We start from the raw sequence: 20,015 nt of genomic DNA, 5'->3' as shown, positions 1-20,015 counted from the left end.
ATAAGTTTTTTCAAACTATCAAACCGTCCAGCCGGTATTTTTAACTTTAACGACAAATCTATTATAACGACATCTCTAAAATAATGTCAACAAAAAACCTCCCATATGGGTTTTAGAAAAGGCAAAAAAGAACATTTTTTATTTATTTTACTATATATTTTTAATTTTTTGTTCATTATTTTAAATATCATCTTCTTTATTACTATTAAATTAACAGGATTCAATTTTAGAACACCGTCCAGACGGAATCAAGTCAATTTTTAGACATTCTGATTTAATCATGCAGCATCTTCTGAATACTTCAGCAGTAAACATCTCATAAATCACCCCGGTGAATTTTTCCACCATAAAATTTAATTAAGCGATTAATTTTCTTGTAAAAATAAATCCTTCCAGACGGTTTTTTCCTTGATTTCTTACAATAATTTGCTTATCTATATATATTACAGAAATATAAAATCCACGCAATAAGGCCAAAAACATGAAAAAAACACCATACAAACGTCAGCTTTCCTTCAACGAAAGATTTTTTCTGGTTTTTGACAAAATAAATCCTCCCATAGCCAACCAATTCATCATGGAGGGGGCAGGTTCCTTCGAACCCGAATCATGGGAAAGGGCGGTCCGTGAAGCATCGGAGGCAAATCCCGGCAGCCGCGTTATGCTCAAGGGACATCTCGGATTCAGCCGCCTGGTGGACTCGGGCAAAACACCGCCGGTTAAGCAGGTTGACGGATCACAGTGGTCTGGACACGATCCTGAAAACGCGCCCTTCCTGCAAACGGCTCTGCCGATCCGCCAGGGCTTACCCTGTGAAGTTCTTCTAGTGGAAGGAACGCCTCAAAGGGTTATTTTTCGCACCCACCACTCCGTCATGGACGGAAGAGGAACCATGACCTGGATCTTTGACATATTCAGGGCCCTGAATGGAAAAAAATGCCGCGGAAGCAATTCAGTTCTCACCGATGCTGAACTGGCCATGAAAATACAGCCAAAATCGCGAAAGGCCTTCCCCTTTGAACATATTGCACCAACGGGAACAGCCGATGGAGAGCCGAGCGGAGTGACCTGGCAGAGAAGAACCATCCAGGGAACATATCCCAATATCACGGCCCGGCTGGCTCTGCTCCTGGCCCGGGAAGCGTGGAAATACCGTGATGGCATAGTGCGTATAAGCATTCCCGTAGACCTGCGGGCCTACGAAGAAGGTCTGACCTCCACGGGCAATCTCACCTTTGCCATATATGTGGAAATCAAAAAGGATTCAACGGTGGAATCCATCAAAAATGACATTACAGCTCAGATATCCTCGTTCCCCGACGGCATCCTCTCGGAAGGCGATGATATATACCGGCAGATACCGGTGAGTCTCATGGCATGGAAGGCCAAAAGCATATGCCGCGAGAGACACCGGGAAGGCATTTACAGCATATCCAGCCTGATTTCCAATATGGGCGCCCTGGACCTGTCCCGCTTCAGCGGCGGCGGATTCACCGCATCGGCCATGTGGGGCATACCTCCCGGCGGGGAATATTTCCCCCTTGTTATGGGAACATGCAGCTACAATAATGACACAACGGAAATCATAATCACTATGCCGAAGGTACTGGCCGGGCAAAATCGTATGGACAGTATATTCGATACGCTGATAACAGGCCTGCAGCAGGACGAGTCAGGAAAAAAATAATGTTTCAGCAGTATCTTCATTATTTCACCGGGAAGGTGTGTATATGCAGAAAAAATATACGCGAAAACTGAGTTCAACGGAAAGAATATACCTGATTAACGGCGAAATGAATCCACCCTTCGCAAACCAATTTTTTTTCGAAGGGACCGGCTCATTCAATATAGAGAAATGGAAAGCAGCCGTGCGTGAAGCCTCGGAAGCGAATCCCGGCAGCAGGCTCATCCTCCGGGGATTTTTAAACCGATGCCGCTGGGTAGACTCCGGATTGACTCCCGAGGTAGTAGAAGCCGATGGCAGCTCCTGGTCCGGCGTGGACCTCAATAATGCTCCCTTTCTGCAAAAGCAGCTTTCCACAACAGACGGCCGCAGCAGCGAGGTACTCCTGCTCCACGGCGAAACCCTGCGTGTCTTTTTCAGAACACATCATGCCATCATGGACGGCAGGGGGACCTTCACCTGGATCGAAGACATATTCCGGGTCCTGAACGATAAAAAGCCCCGGGGATCATCATCGGCCATTACCGAGCAGGAACTGGCCAGGAGCTATCAAAAGCAGGGAAGGACCCCTCCCAGCCACCAGTTTATATCGCCCACAGGCAAAGCGGCGCAGGGGGTAACGGGAATCTGCTGGCGCCGTTATAAGACAAAGGGACCCATTAAAAACCTGCTGCCAAAAGTTGCCGTCCTCCTTGCCCGCGAGGCATGGCGCCATTCTCCGGGACCGGTGCGTTTTGCCATCCCCGTGGACCTGCGGTTTCGGCAGGAAAAACTGCGCTCGACAGGCAACCTGACAAACCTTATCTATTTTGACGTTACGGAGAACACCACCTATGAAGACCTGGTCAAAAACATGGAGGAACAGATAGCAAACAAAAATGACGGCATGCTGTACTGGGCCGATGAAGTGGTACGATTCATTCCGCTTGCCATGGTAAGAAGATCACTCCGCAATGAAGTACAGATAAAGCATGATATGGGTCTGTACCGCAACACTGCCATTCTTTCTAACATGGGCCTCATCGACCTGCGCTATTTCTCCGGCGGCGGGTTCAACGCCACGGCCTTCTGCGGCATACCGCCGGCGGTGGAATACCTGCCTTTTTTCATGGGACTGGCCGGGTACAATGACACGGTGGAACTGGTCGTCAGCATGCCCCGGGCCCTTGCCACCGATGGCAGGCTGGAAAAAGCCATGGAAGGCATCATCGGGGGACTGGATTCATTCACGGGCTGATTGCGCCAGAGAAATATCGCCGCCAAACAAATTGCAGCATAGGTCAGATTCATATCAAATATTGCCCCTTCCAGACGGTTTTTTTTCTTGATTTTTCTTCTCTTCGATTGTAGACCTTTCCTGATGCATTCATGATCAGGAAAGGTTAAAAGCTGTGGGTAAAAAAAGGTCATTTCGTACATGTTCCAATGCTTCACGATTATGGGTAGCCGCAGGCCGAGTATGCCCGCCCCTGGCCAACCAGATGATCATGGAAGGCACAGGTGATATCAACCGCCAGGACCTGGCCCGTGCCGTGGAAATCGCTTCGGAAGCAAACCCGGGAAGCCGCCTTAAGTTTCACGGTTATGGCGGCACGAGCAAGTGGGTCGATTCACGCATTACACCGGCAATCCGCGAAATCGACGGATCGGCATGGGATGGCATGGGCAGCGAAAATGCTCCATTCCTGAAAAGCGTCTTCCATCTCAGAAAAGGCGCTACCTGCGAAGTGGTCATCATCAACGGCACCCCGCCACGGATTGCCTTCAGGACACACCACGCCGTCATGGACGGCAGGGGGACCATGCTCTGGGCCGAGGATATCTTCCGGGTGCTCCGGGGCGAGGAACCCCTTGGCTCACAGATCCCCCTGACGGAAAATGATCTGCTCAATCTCTCCGGTAAAAAGCTGGCCAAAACCATTCCTCACCGGTACATATCCCCGGCAGGCAGGGCGACGGGAAATTCCCCGGGACTTGTATGGAAGAGAACCCGGGCCCAGGGACCATTCACGAAGCTGCTGCCCCGCATCATGCTCACCATTGCCCGCGAAGCATGGCGGTACGAGGAAGGGATGGTCCGGATAGGAATACCCGTTGATCTCCGCCCCCGGAAGCCCGAGGCCCGCTCCACGGGAAACCTGACCAACGCTCTTTACATTGATATATCAATGGAATCGACGATGGAATCAGTGAGTGAAGATCTGCAAAAACGCCTCGCACAAAAAATTGACGGCGAGCTCACATGGGAAGACCGGGTTGTCCGTCATCTACCCCTCTGGGTGCTCCGCGCGGCCCTCAGGGAGGAAACAAGAAGAAAACAGGCGGAAAACCATTTTCGTTGTTCGGCCTTCGTCTCCAATCTTGGTAGATTTCCCGTTGAAAATTTTTACGGAGGAGGATTTACGACCGGGACCGTTTTTTTCGTCCCGGTATGCCTGGAATCGCTTCCCGTGAGCATCACCACAACGGGAAACGGCGACACTCTGGAGATTCTGGCTACCATGCCCGGGGTGTATGCAGGAAATGGAAGAATCGAATCAATCCTGGACGCCATTACCGGCAGTTTATAAAAATAGGGAAGTTACCATGAAACAATCTGTAAAATACACCCGGCCTCTTTCCTTCAATGAAAGATTTTTTCTCGTTTTTGACGAGATGTGCCCACCAGTTGCCAATCAGCTTATTTTCGAAGGAAGTGGAGTGCTTGATAAAAAAAGATGGGAGCAGGCAGTAAAAACGGCATCGGAAGCAAATCCCGGAAGCAGGGTAGTTCTGAAGGGACGATTAGGGAGAAGCAGGTGGATCGATACGGGCAAAACTCCAACGATTCGGGAAGCCGATGGCTCGTCATGGGATGCAATGGGCCCCGATAATGCTCCTTTTTTAAAGACAATACTGCCTTATCGGGAAGGACCCAGCTGCGAAATTCTCCTTATTCATGGGAATCCTCTGCGTGTCGCTTTCAGGACTCATCACGCAGTTATGGACGGCAGAGGTACCATGACCTGGGCTGAAGATATTTTTCGTGTCCTCCGCGGCGAGGAACCCATCGGATCAACTTCTATACTCACCGATACTGAACTGGCACGGGAAATCCAGAAAGAAACCCGAAAGCCATACCCGGTCGAACATATAGCGCCGACCGGTTCAGCACAGGGGAGCGAAGAAGGGATGACATGGAAAAGAAAACGCCTCACCGGAACATACCCCAATGCGCTGGGACAGATAGCGGTCCTCACAGCGAAGGAAGCATGGCGTCACCGCGAGGGTGTTGTCCGTTTCTCTATTCCCGTTGATATGCGGCAACACCAGAAGGGTCTCCGCTCAACGGGAAACCTGAGCTTTGCCATCTACATTGAAGTCCGACCGGAAACGACACCCGAACAAGTCGCCGCTGAAGTCGAACAACAGGTGAGAGAAAGGCGTGAGGGAATGCTGACACCGGGAGACGACCTGTATCGTCATATTCCGATAAAGCTCATGGCGGAGAAAACAAAAAAAATTATAGCCCGCCGTCATGAAAATAATCTGTACAGCATGTCCGGGGTCCTGACCAATATGGGAAGGATACCTCTTCAATATTTCTCCGGTGGAGGATTCAACACCGATGGCCTTTTTGGAATCCCCCCCACTATCGAGTATTTTCCATTTTTTCTTGGCCTGGGCGGATATGGAAATATTTTTGAAATGATTCTTACTGTTCCGAAAGTACTGGCAACAAACGGCCGTCTTGAAGATACATTTAACCGCATATCCGCGAACTTTCGGCCCGCTGAGAAACCACCGCAGTAGAAAAGAAAATTTTTTTTCCATATATTTTTTCAGAAGGACCTTATTGATATGAACGAACAAAATAAATACAAACGAAAAATGTCACCTACGGAACGAGTTTACCTGATATATAATCACATATGTCCGCCCTTCGCCAACCAGATGATCCTCGAAGGATCAGGCTGTCTTGATTACAAAAAATGGATACTGGCGGTTAAAGAGGCCTCGAAAGCAAATCCCGGAAGCCGTATCGTATGCCGGGGACACGGCCCGCTGAGCCACTGGGTTGACTCAGGAATTGCCCCCGATGTGCGTAAAGAGGATGGATCCGCCTGGAACGGTATAGGTCCTGAAGGAGCTCCATTTCTCGAAAGAAAACTTTCTCCCATAAAAGGACCCACCTGCGAAGTCATCCTGATTAACGGCGGCACTCCGCGTATCGCATTCCGCACTCACCATGGCGCCATGGACGCCAGGGGCACTATGTCATGGGCCCTGGATATATTCCGCTCGCTCCGCGGCGAAAAACCTATTGGGTCTCATTGTGCTCTCACGGAACAGAAACTCGCCCGTTTATATCAGAAAGAAAGCAGAACACCACCAAAACACCGCTTTATAGCTCCCACGGGCTGGGCCGATGCAGACAAGCGAGGCATTATATGGAAAAGGGTAACCCTTGAAGGAAAATATCCGAATCTGCTGGGCCAGATCGCCTGCATCATGGCCGATGAGGCAAGAAAACATAAAGATGGCAAGGTAAGGATCGCCGTCCCGGTGGATATGCGGTTCCGTGTTCAGGGGCTGCAATCAACAGGAAACCTGACCAATCTCATATACCTGGATATCTTGCCCGACTCAACACCGGAATTGGTTTCCGCTGACATTACCGCACAGATTGAAAAACGATGTGACGGTATGCAGTACTGGGGGGATAATCTTGCCCGTTTCATACCTCTATGGCTTCTCAAAGGCACAGTATACCGGGAAACAGCAATGAAATACCGGAGCGGATTTTTCAGGAATTCCGGGATTCTGTCCAATCCAGGACGGCTTCCCCTGGAACACTTTCAGGGAGGCGGGTTTGTTTGTAATACCGGTTTCTTTATTCCGCCGGGCGTAGAATCCCTTCCCTTCTTCATGGCACTGGCAGGCACTCATAAAAGGGTGGAACTCACGCTATCTCTTCCCAATGCCCTCGCCTCGAGAGGACGACTTGAAGCTCTGCTCGAACGCTTAAAGAAGGAGCTTCAAGCCCGGAAGCCGACTTATTCTACGTTGCAGTCCGCGAAGGAATACCCGGTTCAAAAAAGCAAATTTTTATAACTACAGCAGCAGTGTCATCGATGCTATTTTTCGCGATTCTTTCTTTCCCGTGAGCCGGAGTTTTCTTTTCAGTCCATCCCTGGAGTTTAAATTTTCGTCGACTGTACGCCTTCCCGTTTTCCTTCGGTTAAACCGATCATCGAGATACGCACCAATATCCATAACTCTTCGATCTCCGCCTCTTCTGTCACTATACTCGTCAGTATACTGAAAGCTTTCATCGGCGCTTTGGTATTTCCCGGAGCCAAGGAATCCTATCCCCTTATTGAAAATCATCTTTTTCCCCAGAATTATCAGGAGGAGGAGGGTATTGACAAACCAGAAGGGACCTACGCCGATCCTGACCATGAAGGAGAAGGCATCACCGCGGTGAATATGATCGAAATCATCGGGCATGTTCTTTTTAACGCCGTCCTTAAACTGGTATCGCTTATCGTTCTCTTTGAAACGGTTTGAGCCGGGAAACAGGTTCTTTACGCAGAAAGGATATTTCTCGTCGACCAGCAACAAATTGTTTTCCTTCACGTACTGGAGATGAAGATCGATCAGTTTCTCCGAAGGGCGGAACGAATTATCAAAAATGCTGGTTAGATACTTGTTTTTGAAATAATTATTTACAACCTTTGGGTTGGCTGAAATGGAAAGCGGGTATATTTTCTTCACTGTCAGGGCCTCGTCGGTCTTCAGGAAAAACCAGCGTATGGTAAGCATCACAACATTGCGGGCTATATTGTTCCCCTGGCATTTTTTGAGAACCATGGCCTCGTCTATACTGTATATGCAGTGCCCGTCGGACATAAGGAGAGAAACGAGATTGAAGCCGACGATGCGGCCGTCTTTTTCCGCATAAGCGAGAATATCACTTTTTTGAATGTAATCAAAGAAATTCTCCTGGGGATCCCAGCAGTCTTTCTCCACTTCCTCGCAACCTTTCACTATGTCCCTGATGATTTCGAAGTCGACTTTTCGCAGGTCAATGCCATAGTAATTGAATCCCCTGTGATTCAGAAGGAAAAAATTATTGCATGTGACAGGGAGAGCCTTTTTTACTTCCTGTTCTGAAGTCTGATATTCTTTTACCCTGTCAGCTATTGCCTGGTTCATAATAAAACCTCCCTCATTTTCACCGGGCATTCCCGGCAGACCGGTCATACTCCCGTTCATGATATGCCATGGCTCCTTCCCGTTCTCTCCGGGAAGACCAAAGTATTATTCTGGAAAAAACCCTGTAATTTTCATAAAGATAATCGGCACGCGGGAATACTCCCTTTTCATTGAAATTATGCCATGTCCGGAACGATATAAACCGCATCCAGAACGATTCCTTAAGCGGTATACCGGTAAAATATTCCGGCCTCGGATCGGCCAGACCGCTCACCGCGCCGGGGCATGCAACGACTTCTCTCAGCCCGTTTTCAAAGCGGCGGATATTTCTGCCATTGCCGGTCTTCGTTCTCCACGAATCGAGTTGCATTCCCGTTATTTTAATCGCCAGACCATGCATCATAAACCGCTGCGGATTGACGGAAACGCCATAGGAGCCCCGGTATAAAACCGTATTGATCATATCCAGCAGTTTGAAGACAAGCAGAACGGAAAAGGAGAAACGCGATTCCCAGAAGGAACTGATTATTCTCACTACCTGGTCCGTAAGCCCCGCAACAGTAAAATGCCTTTCCCGGTTAAGGGCGGCCTGTGTATCCTTCATGCGGCAGTACAGTTCCGTATCATTGGTGGTGAGAGCTCCTCCCTCAAAATTAATGATCTTCTTGGTAAAACTCAGTATGGCAAAATCGCCGAAACTCCCCACATTCCTGCCCCGATGCTCTGCAAAGAAGGATTGCGCCAGGTCTTCAATAACCTTGAGACCGTGTTTATTCGCAATAGCGCATATTTCCTCCATACGGGCCGGTGTCCCGTAGGTATGTACCACGTAGATAGCCCTGGTTCGCGGTGTGATAGCCCTTTCGATAAGGGCCGGATCCATGTTAATACCTTGGGACTCGGCATCTACAGGTATGGGTATCGCCCCGGCCTCACGGATTGACATGGGAACAACCGAACAGGTAAAGGCGGGAATGATAACCTCGGCACCGCTGTCCCAACCCATGGTTTTCACCAGGAGAAAGAGGGCATTTCTCGCATACCCGGTCAGGACAACATGCCTGACGGGAATCAGGGCCGCAAGTCTTTCTTCAAGACTCACACGTCCATCATCGCTCCTGGTATGTGCGAACGGGCTGTTCATATTTTTATCAGTCCAGATCTCCATATTCAAAGGGCGTAAGCTGCGTCTGCCATTCTTCTTCAATTATCTTTGTATAATGGCCTTCCACGTTCTGAATTTTCTTGTCCTCGATATTTACTTCCAGAACCAGGCCCGTTGTTGTCCCCGATTCATAGGATTCACGTTGATCAAAAACAAAATTTCCCAGGGAATAGGCAATGACTTTACCCATATACACCATTATGGGCTGTGTCACGTGGGGGTGATGGCCCACGACCATGTCCGCTCCGCGATCAATGGCCAGGTGAGCATAGCGGTCCTGGGCAGAACTGATCGTCTCGGCATACTCCTCGCCGAAATGCAGTGAAACGATAACTATGTCCGCCTCTTCACGGGCCTTGTATATGGCCCGCTCAAGCTGTTTGATATAGAGCCAGGCCACACCCGACGATTCCTCGGTAACGGGTATCGGCATGTTCATGAGATGATCCAGCACCTGGGTCTGAAGAAAAAGATCACCGATTAGCGGTACCTGGGCAACTAATTCCTCAAAGGTCGTATAATAATCAACCTCGGCCTGCCATGAAGCATCGCCGTGGTTCGTGAAGGCCAGGAATGCTATCTTCAGTCCATTTATGTTGACGATAACCGGCGCATAGGCCTCGTCACGAGTCATTCCGGCGCCCATGTATCTGATCCCTGCCCTGTCCAACTGACCAAAACAATCTTCCATGGCCTCGCGTCCGTAGTCAAAGATGTGGTTGTTAGCCAGTGAAACAATGTCAATACCGGCATAGTTCAGACCGTTGACCGCCTCGGGTTCCGCCCTGAACCATGGAGCAGATTTAAGATACTTGTCGCCCTTGTCGGAAATAGGTCCTTCCAGGTTGGAGATGGTCAGGTCGGCATCATTGAGGAAATCGGCAATCTTCAGGAAGGGCCAGCTGTAATCACCGCCGTTTTTTTCATAAACGAGATTGGCCACATTCCTTGCAAGCATGACGTCACCGGTAAACAGTAGCTTTACCGGTCCGGTCCCGTCACCATCTGAACCGCCGTCCGTGTCGCGGGAATTGGATCCTCCTCCCAGGGAGCCGCTGTCGCAACCAGGCACAATCGCCATGGCAACGATGATCAGCAATATGGATAATAGCACATTAAATCTTTTCATTAAGCATCTCCTTGGAATCCCACAGTTTACCAGGCATGAGACCTGATATTTTTTTAACATAGAAGAGACCGATAAGTCCCCTGATCAGCACAATGGATGTTGAATAGGTAATACCAAAGGCCAGTATGGCAGCCTCGGTTCCATACCCTTTGAAAAGAAAAAGCATGGCTGCCTGGGCAGTCCCCAGCCCGAAGGGAGTTACGGGAAAACTGATCACCAGCAGAATAAGCGGCACAGCCGTTATGAGAACCTCAATGGGCACATGCATGCCAAAAAGCGGCATGGCAATATAATAAAACAGGATATAGGTGGCATAATAGGCAATTCTCCACACGATGAGGGACACATATCCCTGCCACGAAACCTCGTGATAGAGCTTCACAATAGCAAGATTTTTAAAACGGCCCACCCTGCCCTTTTCAGGAAGCAATTTGATAACAATAATCGCGGCTACATACACCGCGGCAAGGGAAACACAGGTTGCAAAAACAGTCCTGAAAAGGACCTTTGACATATCACCGAGCCAGCATCCTATCGCCGCCATGATGAAAAGGCTGAACTGGGTAACGCCGGTATAAACCATCATGAGACCGGTGCTTTTAACGATGGGGATATTCTTATCATTTTTGAGATAGAGCACCATGCCGCCCATCCCCAGGGTATAATCCACTATCATCAGCAGGTAGGTCACACCGCGCATGGACATGATATCACGAAAGCTCACGGTATATCCGTAATTGTTCACCGTTGCCTGGATATTCTGAACATCGAAAAAGAACCAGGCCAGGCAAAAGACAACCAGCCATGGCGCATACATGGACAGGTCAGCCACCTGCATAGACTGGACAAAATGCCTGCCATCAACACGATAAAAAAGGAAGACGAGGATGACCGCGGCTACGAACCAGGGTATCAGCCTTTTTACCAGGGGTAGAATTTTACTATGTTGAGCGCCGGTCTTCATATTTTATTTTTTCACTTATTCCTTTTTCCGTTATAAACCTTTTTAATTTCCGCTTTACCCTTATCTCCCCCAGTTCAGGCTTCCCCAGGGCTTTTCCATGGTCCAGGGATAGTAATCGGCCGAAGCGGCGTTATAATTTTCATACAGATATTCAACGCAATAATCACTGAAGCTGGCAAGATTGGCCTGAGTGATATACGAAGACTTTCCTCTCATGTCATCGATGTATTCCGCCGTCATGTCGAGAATAAAGTCCTCCAGGGGCAGTGTCCATTCCTGTGCTGCGGCAAGTTCGATTTTATTGATACAGACATTGTCCATTCCCTGGATGACGTCGCCGGTATTGGTCTTATAGATAAGATTGTCATAGGCCTCACGCCGGTTCATGGCCCTGTTCAGAAAACAGGTATCGTTGAGATCGTAGAGCCTGCCTATGAGATCCATGGAGTCGATATGACAAAGCCACGACACGGCCTGGGCATGGGCGAAATAAGGAGTATACACCGAGATGGAGGGCTCCCCCAGGGCACAGTAGAATACGGAGAGAGCCGGATTGTCACCGGCCTTGACGCCGTCCACCACCAGAGCCGTGCGGGTCTGGTTGCGGCTGATGCAGTAGGTTGTGCTGTAATTCCCGAGGTCTTCCTCTTCCTCGGCCAGCACCGTACCGGTTACCGGGTCGAGCTGGTTGCCCGTCACGTCCTTTGTCACGACGCGCATGAGAGTACGATAATTCATATTGCCCTCATCGACGAGCATATTAAGAAGTTCATTGGCGCGAATGGCCCGTTCTTCACCGAAATTGATATTGATATAGGAGTTATTATTGGCGCGGTTATAAAAATAATTGAAATCATCTTCACCTTCGCGGCTCTCCGTCATGACCGTTTCCGCTGTGCCGTCCCAGTCCGTTTCCCTGCCCGTGTTAGCATCGTACTTGCGGTATTTTATCTGCCCGGCAATCTGGCCCGTATAGCACTCGTACAGTGCGGCTCCGCCCTGGGCGTCGATAACGACAAAATTACCGCTGATGACCATGCCGGCATGATTGTTATACCAGTTTTTCAGATAGGTATCAAAATCATCCAGCGTGGCGCACTCCTGCAGGGTCTCGCGGATCAGGTCCGTGTTTATATTGATGGCCTCATGGTAGGGATTGAAGTCTTCGTATACCGATGTGCATGATACGGCCAGGCCGGCCTCGTTCAGGCCCCCCGACGGGTTTTCGCGAACACCATTGTTGATCCAGGCAAGGTCATCATAATTGTGCACCATGACACAGCCGCCGGCCCTGCTGTTAATGGCAGGGAAGTACTCCAGTTCCTGGTGCCAGTTGGCCGAGCAGTCCCTGCTCTTCCATAATATGGGCCTCCCGTTCGTCGTCACTTTTCCCGATACGACCGCCACATCACAGGCCTCGGCCCTCCCGGGTAAAAGAATCGGGCATACCAGCAAACTCGCGATCAGTATTATTATAAAATTCCGTATCATGAGGCACTCCCTGTTACATTATTTTTAGCTCACCGGCGCCGCGGCATGCCGCGATTCCATTGAGGCCAGGGCCGCGTTGCGGCTTACCAGCGATTCAATGGCCTTGCGTTTGATGCTCCCGCCGGTGTCAATGGCGTCCACCATATCAACCCGGATAGTGACCGGTTCTCCCATTATTTCATGAAGTCGGTTGATGAGTTCCTGAAACCGCTCCTCGCTATACTCCTTTCCCCTCACCAGCTCGATTACAATAAGCCCCTTCTCGCGCTGCACTACGCGGAACTCCTCCATAAGATGGAGATATTTTTTAATATAGGTCGTGAAGGTATTAAGCACCTTCAGCGAAGAGACGAATTTACCGCTGGGAAGAATGAATGAATCATCGGCCCTGCCCTCAAAGCTTTCCAGTACGGGAAGCCCGATCCCGCATCCGCATGTTCCGGCACTGTATCTTCCCAGGTCACCTATTCGGTACCTGATAAAGGGCATGGCAAAACTGCGTGTGGCCGTAAGCACGATTTCCCCGATCTGACCGGGAAGAGCCTCATTTCCCGTTTCATCGAGAAATTCCACCCACACATTATCGATAAAGATATGATAGCTGTGTCGTTTGCAGTGTGATGCCACCATCCACGTTTCCTCCGTGGAATACTCATCGTATACGGGACAGTTAAAAACCCCGGAAATAAAATCACGCTGGCTCTGTGAGGAAAGTTCGGAGTTGAGACCGACAAATTTCGGCCTGATGATCTCCAGGTCCTCCTTTGTCAGCTTCTGGGCGATCTCAAGAACAATGGAGGCATATCCCACGAGGAGGTCCGGTTTAGCCTCGCGCAGTTTCGCGATCTGCTCTTCCACGGGAATGGTGGAGGCGATACAGTCGGTCCTGAAAAATGGACCGATACGGGGATATTCCACGGGCTTGTATTTGATATAAACGGTCTTATGCCAGGGCCTGAAACCAATCATGGTATAGACACGCATAACAGTAGCGATATAAAAGGCGAAGGTCGGTGAACTGAAGATGAAGGGCAGCGACCTTCCCGTAGACCCCGTCGTGGCTGAATAATGACACTTGTCCACATCATACCCCCGGGCCACGATACCCCGGGGAAAATTATTGAGAACATCCTCCTTGGTCAAAAAGGGAAGCTTTTTCAGATCATTTATAGAACGGAGAGAGGCCATATCGACCCCGGCGTCGTCGTACTTTTTTCTATAATAAGGGACATTTTCATAGGCAAAACGCACCATTTTCAAAACTCTTCTTTCCGCCATGCGCTTCTGGATGGTGAGGGGCAGCCACTGGTTCATATGAACCCGTACAACCGCTGAAAAAATAAGTAAAATGAATTTCATACTTTTATTCCTTATCCCTCTGGCATCATATAATACAGGCGACAGATAGCTTTTTATCAGCTTCGACATCCGCAAGAAACGTTGAAACTCCAAAAGCTTGTGAAAAGTCATGAATCCCGATACATAAATCTATATATATTTTCAATTATGTATCACAAAAAACCGTCTGGATGGTCCAATGATAAAATTTACTAAGCTTCTCTATTTTTGTCAATATTTTTATCAATTAATTAAAAAAAATAAAACTGCAAAATACCGGCGATTCCCCGTAAATAACAGGCGAAAAAACAAACATGGCCTGATTTCTATAAAAAATACCCTGATAGTATAGTTCGTTATGGAATTTTACTTGAAAAATAAGGGGCCTTTGCAAGTATTGCACCACCTTTCTGCTGAGAACTCAATGTATTTCAGCAGTTAATACCATAGAAAGGAGGACATCGTGAACAATTACGAACTCACCGTTATTCTACGCAACCGCGAGGTTGAATCCCTCAAAGAAAAGCTGTCGGGAATTCTTCAGAAACATGGCGTAACCGTTGTAAAAGAGGATTCCTGGGGCACCAAAAGGCTGGCATACATGATCGACGAAGAAAAAGAAGGATATTATTTCTTCGCGCATGTACAGGCAGCTCCTGAGATCGTGGACAAGGTAATCATTGATTTCAGGCTGACGCCTGATATCCTGAGATTCCTGTTTGTAAAAATGAACGAACAAAAAACCGCTTAATACAAAATCAGGAGGGCTACCATGGCCAGTGACCTCAACAAGGTTATAATGATAGGCAGACTGGTGCGTGATCCTGAGCTGCGCTACACACCCGGCGGGACTGCTGTAGCAAGTTTTTCCGTGGCAAATAACAGGACATACACCGTTAATAATGAAAAAAAAGAACAGGCAAGCTTTTTCAACTGCATTGCCTGGAGCAAACTGGGAGAACTGATCGTTCAGTACTGCAAAAAGGGATCCCGTATCGGAATCGAGGGAAGGCTTCAGCAGCGAAGCTGGGAGGATCAGAACGGAAACAAGAGATCCACCATTGAAATCGTGACGGAAAACGTCCAGTTTCTATCGGGACGCGATTCGGCACCGGGGGATATTCAGATCGATATGCCATCGGCAGCGCAATCAGCTCCCATGCCCGCCGATGTGGACAACAATCCCTTTTCAGATGATGATATCCCATTCTAATAATTACAGGAGAAGACAATGTCAGACGAGATAAAAAATACAGAAGCGGAAGACGGCTGCTGCTCCAGCGGAAACACCGGCTGCTGCTCCAGCGGAAACACCGGCTGCTGCTCCAGCGGAAACACCGGCTGCAGCTTCAACGGAAAGACCGGCTGCTGCTCCACGCGAGTACCGCCCCAGAGAAGACGGCCCCCGTGGACCGCGCCCCGACGGAAGAAGGCCACGGTTTAAATCGGAAGACGGTGATGGAAGGGAAGATGATTTCAGCAGGTCTGAAATGGGTCCCCGTATGCCCCGGTTCAGAAAAAAGGTGTGCCGGTTCTGTCACGATAAAAACGCCGTCATCGATTACAAACGTTCCGACATCCTGGAAAGCTTTATCACCGACAGGGGTAAAATACTGCCCCGGAGGATCACCGGAACATGCTCAAAACATCAGAGGGCCATTGCCCGGGAAATAAAAATAGCACGGTCAATTGCGCTGCTCACCTACGTTGAGAAATAAGGAACGTGGCATCAATTATTATTGCACCATTGGTGGTGCTGATACTGGTTCTCAGTTCAGCGTACCTTTTTTACCGGTGGGAGTGGAAAGCTTTTATTATATTCATTCCCATCATAGCCGTAACAGTGTATCCGGGAAGCCTGTCAGGGGATGTAGCAACCTTTCTTGCTCCCATTATCCTGGGCGGAACAGGGGGATACACTTTTAAAAAAGAAAAGTCATTGATGTTCTACACTCTCATTGTTTCGCTTTCCCTGACTGTTCTTTTTTCGGCTAATTACTATCAATTGAAATTAGTGGAAAACATTGATATTCTCGACCAGTCAAAAGTCGAGATGATGAAAATGATAGAAACATCAAAGGTCCCGGAAGATCAGAAAAAGGAGCTGCTGGGAGATTTTGATATGTGGCTGGAAATGATGAAGGATATTATACCCTTCGGGACCTTTATTTACTCGGTCCTCTTTTCAGCCTTGAGTTTTTACGTAGTAAAATCCTTTCTTCAGAGGACGGTAGGCGCAAAGGCAATCAGCGGCCTTGAGCTTTTCAGGCTGAACGACTACTTTATTTTTGTGCTCATCGCTGGATGGGCCGTTGTTTTACTGATTGACAAAAGCGATTATTACATTCCTTATCTGACGGGATTGAACTGCGCCCTTATTGCGACACTGCTTTACATAATTCAGTCGCTGGGGGTCATCAAATTTTACCTGATGAAAAGAGGCTTTCCGCCATATCTGGCGCCTCTTTTCCTTGTACTCCTGGTTCTCATGGGAAAAGAGGTGACGGCTTTCGGAGCCATTCTCCTGGCAGGACTGGGAACACTGGATTTCTGGGCCGATTTCAGGAAACTGGACAAACCGAAACCGGAATAACAGTCAATAAAACTATTGTAATTACGCTAAAAATTTAATACACAGGAGCTTGTCATGAAAGTGATTCTTCAGAAGGACGTTCCCAATCTGGGAGATGCGGGTGATATAAAAGACGTTGCCGACGGATACGCCCGTAATTACCTGCTCCCGCAAAAACTGGTAATTCTGGCCAACTCCTCGAGCCAGAAAGCGGCTGAACATCAAAAACGGCTTATAAAGTTTAAAAAAGAAAAAAGGAAAAAAGTCAGCGAAAAGCTTTCTGAAAGCATGAGCGGCATCGAGATAAAACTGACAGCCCAGGTGGGAGACGAGGACAAACTCTTCGGTTCCATAACCACCATGGATATAGCAAAACAGCTGAAAATGCTTGGGTTTGAAATCGATAAAAGAAAGATCCAGATGGAACAACCCATCAAGGAACTTGGTGAATTTGAAATTCCCGTCAAACTGGAAGAAGGCCTCACGGCAAAAATAAAAGTTATCGTTGAAAAGGCCGTTTGACCAGGGTGTTCCCATGATTATCGACCGGCTTCCCCCTCAGGATGTTGATACCGAAACAGCCTGCCTGGCTTCGGCTCTTCTCAGCAGGGAAGCCCTGTACAAGGTGATAGAAATCCTCCAGGCGGAGGATTTCTATCTTGATAAACACCGCATCATCTTCGAATCCATACTTGATCTTCAGCGGAAAAATACTCCCGTCGACCTTACCACGCTTAAACAGCGCCTTGCCGACAAGAACCTCCTGGAGAAAATCGGCGGCGACACGTCCCTTGTGGAGCTCTACCAGTCCGTATCAACATCGGCCAATGCCGAATTCTACGCCCGTCGTATCAAGGAGCTGAGCCTGCGGAGAAAACTCATCGAGGTCTCGACCGAATCCATTGAAAAGTGCTTCGATTCCACCAGGGACACCACGGAGATCATCGACGAAATCGAACAGGAAATCTTTTCCGTAACAGAAAAGAGAATCGTCTCCGATTACAAGACAATAGACGATGTCCTCCAGGACACGCTGCAGGACATCGGCTCCTGGTATGAATCAAAGAAGGTAGTGACCGGTATGCCGTCGGGATACAAAGACCTGGATGAAATGCTCACGGGTTTTCACGGCGCCGAGCTCATCATCATTGCCGCCCGCCCCGGTATGGGTAAAACCGCCATCGCCCTGAATATCATCAGCAACATCGCCCAGGTGGAAAAGGACAAGTCCGTCATATTCTTCTCCCTGGAGATGCCGGCCCAGCAGTTGGGCATGCGCCTCCTCTGTATCCAGTCCATGATCGACTCCCAGCGCGTTCGGACCGGACACATCAGTTCCGAAGAACTAAAGCAGCTATTCTCCTCGGCGGACCGCCTGAGTAAATCAAAAATATTCATCGACGATACACCATCCATCAACATCATGGAAATCAGGGCCAAGGCCCGGAGGCTGCACCAGAGAAATCCCATCGGGCTCATTGTCGTTGACTACCTGCAGCTCATTTCGAGCATTTCCCGCGTGGACCGGCATCTGCAGATCGCGGAAATATCACGGTTTCTCAAACAGCTCGCCCGTGAGCTCGAAGTTCCCGTCATCGCCCTGTCACAGCTCTCACGGGCCGTGGAGCAGAGAGCCGACCAGATACCGACCCTTGCAGACCTGCGTGAATCGGGCGCCATCGAACAGGACGCCGACGTGGTCATGTTCATTTACCGTGAAGAAAAGGTGAAGAAGGATTCGGAAAAAAGGGGCATCGCCGATATTATTGTGGCCAAGCAGAGAAACGGCCCCATCGGCACCATAAGCCTGAAATTCTGGGACAAATATACGAAATTCGAAAACCTGGAAAAGAGCCACTATTACGAGGAGGCCAGTCCGTCCTATGAACAATAACGGTTCCTTCAACCCCGTCCTCGCCATTTTTGAAAGCCTCGGGGCCCATTTCATTTTCCTGAAGGACACCATCAAATGGACATTCCGACCGCCCTTCGACACTGCCAACGTGATCGGCCAGATGCTGGAGATCGGTTATAAATCCATCCCGGTCACAGCCATCACACTCTTCTTTACCGGCATGGTCATGGCCTACCAGATAGGCAGGGCCATGGACGCCCTCTTATCCGGCTCATCGATCTTTATCGGGAGCGCCGTAACCATATCCATGTTCAGGGAGCTCTGTCCCGTACTTACGGGTCTCCTCCTGGCGGGCCGCGTTGGCTCATCGATCGCCGCCGAAATCGGCACGATGCAGGTGACTGAACAGGTAGACGCCCTTCGCACACTCTCGGCTGAACCGATACAGTATCTATCGGTACCGCGCTTCCTGGCCTGTCTGGTCATGACGCCCATGCTCACCATCATCACCGATATGGTGGGGGTTCTGGGCGGCGCTTTCATCGCCATGTTCGGCCTGGGCATCACGCCCGATAAATACATGGACAACATCATCCAGTATGTGAGCATCCAGGATTTGCTTTCGGGGCTCGTGAAATCGGTTTTTTTCGGGGTCATCATCGCCGTAATCGCCTGCTACCAGGGATTCAACACCAGGGGAGGGGCTGAGGGCGTGGGAAAATCGACCATATCGGCCGTGGTCAATTCATCCATGGTTATACTGATATCAGACTACTTTCTCACATATCTCTTGACATTTATCAACCTTTGAAAACATGTAGCACGATGGCCCCTGCCGGGGCCATTATAAAATTTACAGCAATGCGACCGGCAACGGAACATGATGAAAGAAAAAAAGAAACTGTTTAAATACCTTACAGAACAGGGCATTCACAAAAAAACCGTCGATGCCTTCTCCAAGGTTAACCAGGAAGATTTTATAGAAAAAACCATGGGAATGGAGTATTACCAGCAGGCTCCAATTTCCATCGGCTGCGGAGAAAAAAGCGACGATGCCCTGGTGCTGGCCAGGATGATCGACGTCCTGGAACCCAGAAAATCATGGAAGCTACTGGAAGTAGGCACAGGCTCGGGATACTCCACGGCTATCCTTTCAACCATGGTGAAGCAGGTGGTGACCTTCGAGTATCATGAAACGCTGGCCCGCATGGCCAGGGAGAAACTGGTAAACAGCGGTTTCTTCAATGTCCGTTCCTTTGCCGGCGACGCCACGGAAATCATGGATGAACTTGGATACTTCGACGGCCTTATCATCCACGCCTCATGCAGGCAGCGACCACTCTCGCTCCTGGCCATTCTGAAAGAAGACCACCATGCCGTGTTTGCCATGGGCCCGGTCATCCAGCAGCGTATCGTCAAATATAAAAACACCGTCATAGACGGCGTTGACACGTTTCGCAATTTTACCTTTCACGGCTACTGCGCCCTGCCCTCGATCCGGGGCCAGTACGGCTGGGTCGACCTGGAACCGGTGCCGCCGGAACCGGAAGGTGAAGAAGAAAAAGAAGAAAATAAAGAATGATGTGATTAGTACTTTATTCCTGCGAACATTCAGCTTC

The 20,015-nt window shown here is 49.2% G+C and carries 20 protein-coding genes; 14 read left to right on the top strand and 6 right to left on the bottom strand.

Translation table 11 applies throughout. The features are described from left to right. Positions 1–481: 481 nt before the first annotated feature. The 5 genes from CVV44_21075 to CVV44_21055 all read left to right on the top strand — a co-directional run bounded on the left by CVV44_21075 (position 482) and on the right by CVV44_21055 (position 6,778). Positions 482–1,687, top strand: coding sequence for a hypothetical protein (locus CVV44_21075; protein PKL35308.1), 1,206 nt, complete (start codon positions 482–484; stop codon positions 1,685–1,687). A gap of 43 nt (positions 1,688–1,730) precedes the next feature. Beyond that, complete coding sequence (locus tag CVV44_21070) at positions 1,731–2,921, top strand: hypothetical protein (GenBank protein PKL35307.1); 1,191 nt, start codon at positions 1,731–1,733, stop codon at positions 2,919–2,921. A gap of 244 nt (positions 2,922–3,165) precedes the next feature. Then, positions 3,166–4,254, top strand: a complete 1,089-nt coding sequence (locus CVV44_21065) for a hypothetical protein (GenBank protein ID PKL35306.1) — start codon at positions 3,166–3,168, stop codon at positions 4,252–4,254. Between the two features lie 16 nt (positions 4,255–4,270). Then, positions 4,271–5,476, top strand: a complete 1,206-nt coding sequence (locus tag CVV44_21060; GenBank protein PKL35305.1) for a hypothetical protein — start codon at positions 4,271–4,273, stop codon at positions 5,474–5,476. Between the two features lie 48 nt (positions 5,477–5,524). Continuing rightward, complete coding sequence (locus CVV44_21055) at positions 5,525–6,778, top strand: hypothetical protein (protein ID PKL35304.1); 1,254 nt, start codon at positions 5,525–5,527, stop codon at positions 6,776–6,778. Here CVV44_21055 and CVV44_21050 read toward each other — a convergent pair whose 3' ends face one another. Genes CVV44_21050 through CVV44_21025 form a run of 6 tightly spaced genes read right to left on the bottom strand, consistent with a single transcriptional unit; the run spans position 6,779 to position 13,990 of the window. After that, the gene (locus CVV44_21050) at positions 6,779–7,930 is read right to left on the bottom strand and encodes a hypothetical protein (GenBank protein ID PKL35303.1); all 1,152 of its coding nucleotides are present in this window, start codon (positions 7,928–7,930) and stop codon (positions 6,779–6,781) included. It abuts the gene before it with no gap. Further along, positions 7,902–9,050 (bottom strand): hypothetical protein, encoded by a 1,149-nt coding sequence (locus tag CVV44_21045; protein ID PKL35302.1) that lies wholly within the window; start codon positions 9,048–9,050, stop codon positions 7,902–7,904. Before CVV44_21045 ends, CVV44_21050 begins: the two co-directional genes overlap by 29 nt. Further along, complete coding sequence (locus tag CVV44_21040; protein PKL35301.1) at positions 9,034–10,236, bottom strand: hypothetical protein; 1,203 nt, start codon at positions 10,234–10,236, stop codon at positions 9,034–9,036. Before CVV44_21040 ends, CVV44_21045 begins: the two co-directional genes overlap by 17 nt. Then, entirely contained in the window at positions 10,163–11,140 is a 978-nt protein-coding gene (locus CVV44_21035; protein PKL35300.1) for a hypothetical protein, read from the bottom strand. Before CVV44_21035 ends, CVV44_21040 begins: the two co-directional genes overlap by 74 nt. A gap of 60 nt (positions 11,141–11,200) precedes the next feature. After that, a complete protein-coding gene (locus CVV44_21030; GenBank protein PKL35299.1) occupies positions 11,201–12,631 on the bottom strand; it encodes a hypothetical protein in 1,431 nt (476 codons plus the stop codon). A 24-nt stretch (positions 12,632–12,655) separates the two neighbouring features. Then, positions 12,656–13,990, bottom strand: a complete 1,335-nt coding sequence (locus CVV44_21025) for a hypothetical protein (protein PKL35298.1) — start codon at positions 13,988–13,990, stop codon at positions 12,656–12,658. A 439-nt stretch (positions 13,991–14,429) separates the two neighbouring features. Between CVV44_21025 and rpsF the strand changes: the two genes are divergently transcribed. The 9 genes from rpsF to CVV44_20980 all read left to right on the top strand — a co-directional run bounded on the left by rpsF (position 14,430) and on the right by CVV44_20980 (position 19,978). After that, complete coding sequence (rpsF, locus tag CVV44_21020) at positions 14,430–14,720, top strand: 30S ribosomal protein S6 (GenBank protein ID PKL35297.1); 291 nt, start codon at positions 14,430–14,432, stop codon at positions 14,718–14,720. Between the two features lie 21 nt (positions 14,721–14,741). Further along, a complete protein-coding gene (locus CVV44_21015; protein ID PKL35296.1) occupies positions 14,742–15,182 on the top strand; it encodes a single-stranded DNA-binding protein in 441 nt (146 codons plus the stop codon). 18 nt (positions 15,183–15,200) lie between these two features. Further along, entirely contained in the window at positions 15,201–15,413 is a 213-nt protein-coding gene (locus CVV44_21010; protein PKL35295.1) for a hypothetical protein, read from the top strand. Positions 15,414–15,459: 46 nt separating this feature from the next. Beyond that, positions 15,460–15,687 carry a 30S ribosomal protein S18 gene (rpsR, locus tag CVV44_21005; protein PKL35294.1) on the top strand — a complete coding sequence of 76 codons (228 nt, stop codon included), beginning with the start codon at positions 15,460–15,462 and terminating at the stop codon, positions 15,685–15,687. Then, the gene (locus CVV44_21000; GenBank protein PKL35293.1) at positions 15,684–16,562 is read left to right on the top strand and encodes a hypothetical protein; all 879 of its coding nucleotides are present in this window, start codon (positions 15,684–15,686) and stop codon (positions 16,560–16,562) included. Before rpsR ends, CVV44_21000 begins: the two co-directional genes overlap by 4 nt. Before the next feature lie 54 nt (positions 16,563–16,616). Beyond that, entirely contained in the window at positions 16,617–17,063 is a 447-nt protein-coding gene (locus CVV44_20995) for a 50S ribosomal protein L9 (GenBank protein ID PKL35292.1), read from the top strand. 13 nt (positions 17,064–17,076) lie between these two features. Beyond that, the gene (gene dnaB, locus CVV44_20990) at positions 17,077–18,435 is read left to right on the top strand and encodes a replicative DNA helicase (GenBank protein ID PKL35291.1); all 1,359 of its coding nucleotides are present in this window, start codon (positions 17,077–17,079) and stop codon (positions 18,433–18,435) included. Continuing rightward, positions 18,425–19,207, top strand: a complete 783-nt coding sequence (locus CVV44_20985) for an ABC transporter permease (protein ID PKL35290.1) — start codon at positions 18,425–18,427, stop codon at positions 19,205–19,207. Before dnaB ends, CVV44_20985 begins: the two co-directional genes overlap by 11 nt. A gap of 69 nt (positions 19,208–19,276) precedes the next feature. After that, entirely contained in the window at positions 19,277–19,978 is a 702-nt protein-coding gene (locus tag CVV44_20980) for a hypothetical protein (GenBank protein PKL35289.1), read from the top strand. Positions 19,979–20,015: the final 37 nt, after the last annotated feature.

It is taken from the genome of Spirochaetae bacterium HGW-Spirochaetae-1, from assembly GCA_002839375.1.
Classification (GTDB): domain Bacteria; phylum Spirochaetota; class UBA4802; order UBA4802; family UBA5550; genus PGXY01.
The sequence above is the reverse complement of the archived record's forward strand: the minus strand, read 5'-3'. Positions and strand labels throughout refer to the sequence as shown.

Coding starts and splice junctions, on each gene's coding strand:
- CVV44_21075 (PKL35308.1), top strand. CDS start 482: ATGAAAAAAACACCATACAAACGTCAGCTTTCCTTCAACGAAAGATTT.
- CVV44_21070 (PKL35307.1), top strand. CDS start 1,731: ATGCAGAAAAAATATACGCGAAAACTGAGTTCAACGGAAAGAATATAC.
- CVV44_21065 (PKL35306.1), top strand. CDS start 3,166: ATGATCATGGAAGGCACAGGTGATATCAACCGCCAGGACCTGGCCCGT.
- CVV44_21060 (PKL35305.1), top strand. CDS start 4,271: ATGAAACAATCTGTAAAATACACCCGGCCTCTTTCCTTCAATGAAAGA.
- CVV44_21055 (PKL35304.1), top strand. CDS start 5,525: ATGAACGAACAAAATAAATACAAACGAAAAATGTCACCTACGGAACGA.
- CVV44_21050 (PKL35303.1), bottom strand. CDS start 7,930: ATGACCGGTCTGCCGGGAATGCCCGGTGAAAATGAGGGAGGTTTTATT.
- CVV44_21045 (PKL35302.1), bottom strand. CDS start 9,050: ATGGAGATCTGGACTGATAAAAATATGAACAGCCCGTTCGCACATACC.
- CVV44_21040 (PKL35301.1), bottom strand. CDS start 10,236: ATGTTAAAAAAATATCAGGTCTCATGCCTGGTAAACTGTGGGATTCCA.
- CVV44_21035 (PKL35300.1), bottom strand. CDS start 11,140: ATGAAGACCGGCGCTCAACATAGTAAAATTCTACCCCTGGTAAAAAGG.
- CVV44_21030 (PKL35299.1), bottom strand. CDS start 12,631: ATGATACGGAATTTTATAATAATACTGATCGCGAGTTTGCTGGTATGC.
- CVV44_21025 (PKL35298.1), bottom strand. CDS start 13,990: ATGAAATTCATTTTACTTATTTTTTCAGCGGTTGTACGGGTTCATATG.
- CVV44_21015 (PKL35296.1), top strand. CDS start 14,742: ATGGCCAGTGACCTCAACAAGGTTATAATGATAGGCAGACTGGTGCGT.
- CVV44_21010 (PKL35295.1), top strand. CDS start 15,201: ATGTCAGACGAGATAAAAAATACAGAAGCGGAAGACGGCTGCTGCTCC.
- rpsR (PKL35294.1), top strand. CDS start 15,460: ATGGGTCCCCGTATGCCCCGGTTCAGAAAAAAGGTGTGCCGGTTCTGT.
- CVV44_20995 (PKL35292.1), top strand. CDS start 16,617: ATGAAAGTGATTCTTCAGAAGGACGTTCCCAATCTGGGAGATGCGGGT.
- dnaB (PKL35291.1), top strand. CDS start 17,077: ATGATTATCGACCGGCTTCCCCCTCAGGATGTTGATACCGAAACAGCC.
- CVV44_20985 (PKL35290.1), top strand. CDS start 18,425: ATGAACAATAACGGTTCCTTCAACCCCGTCCTCGCCATTTTTGAAAGC.
- CVV44_20980 (PKL35289.1), top strand. CDS start 19,277: ATGATGAAAGAAAAAAAGAAACTGTTTAAATACCTTACAGAACAGGGC.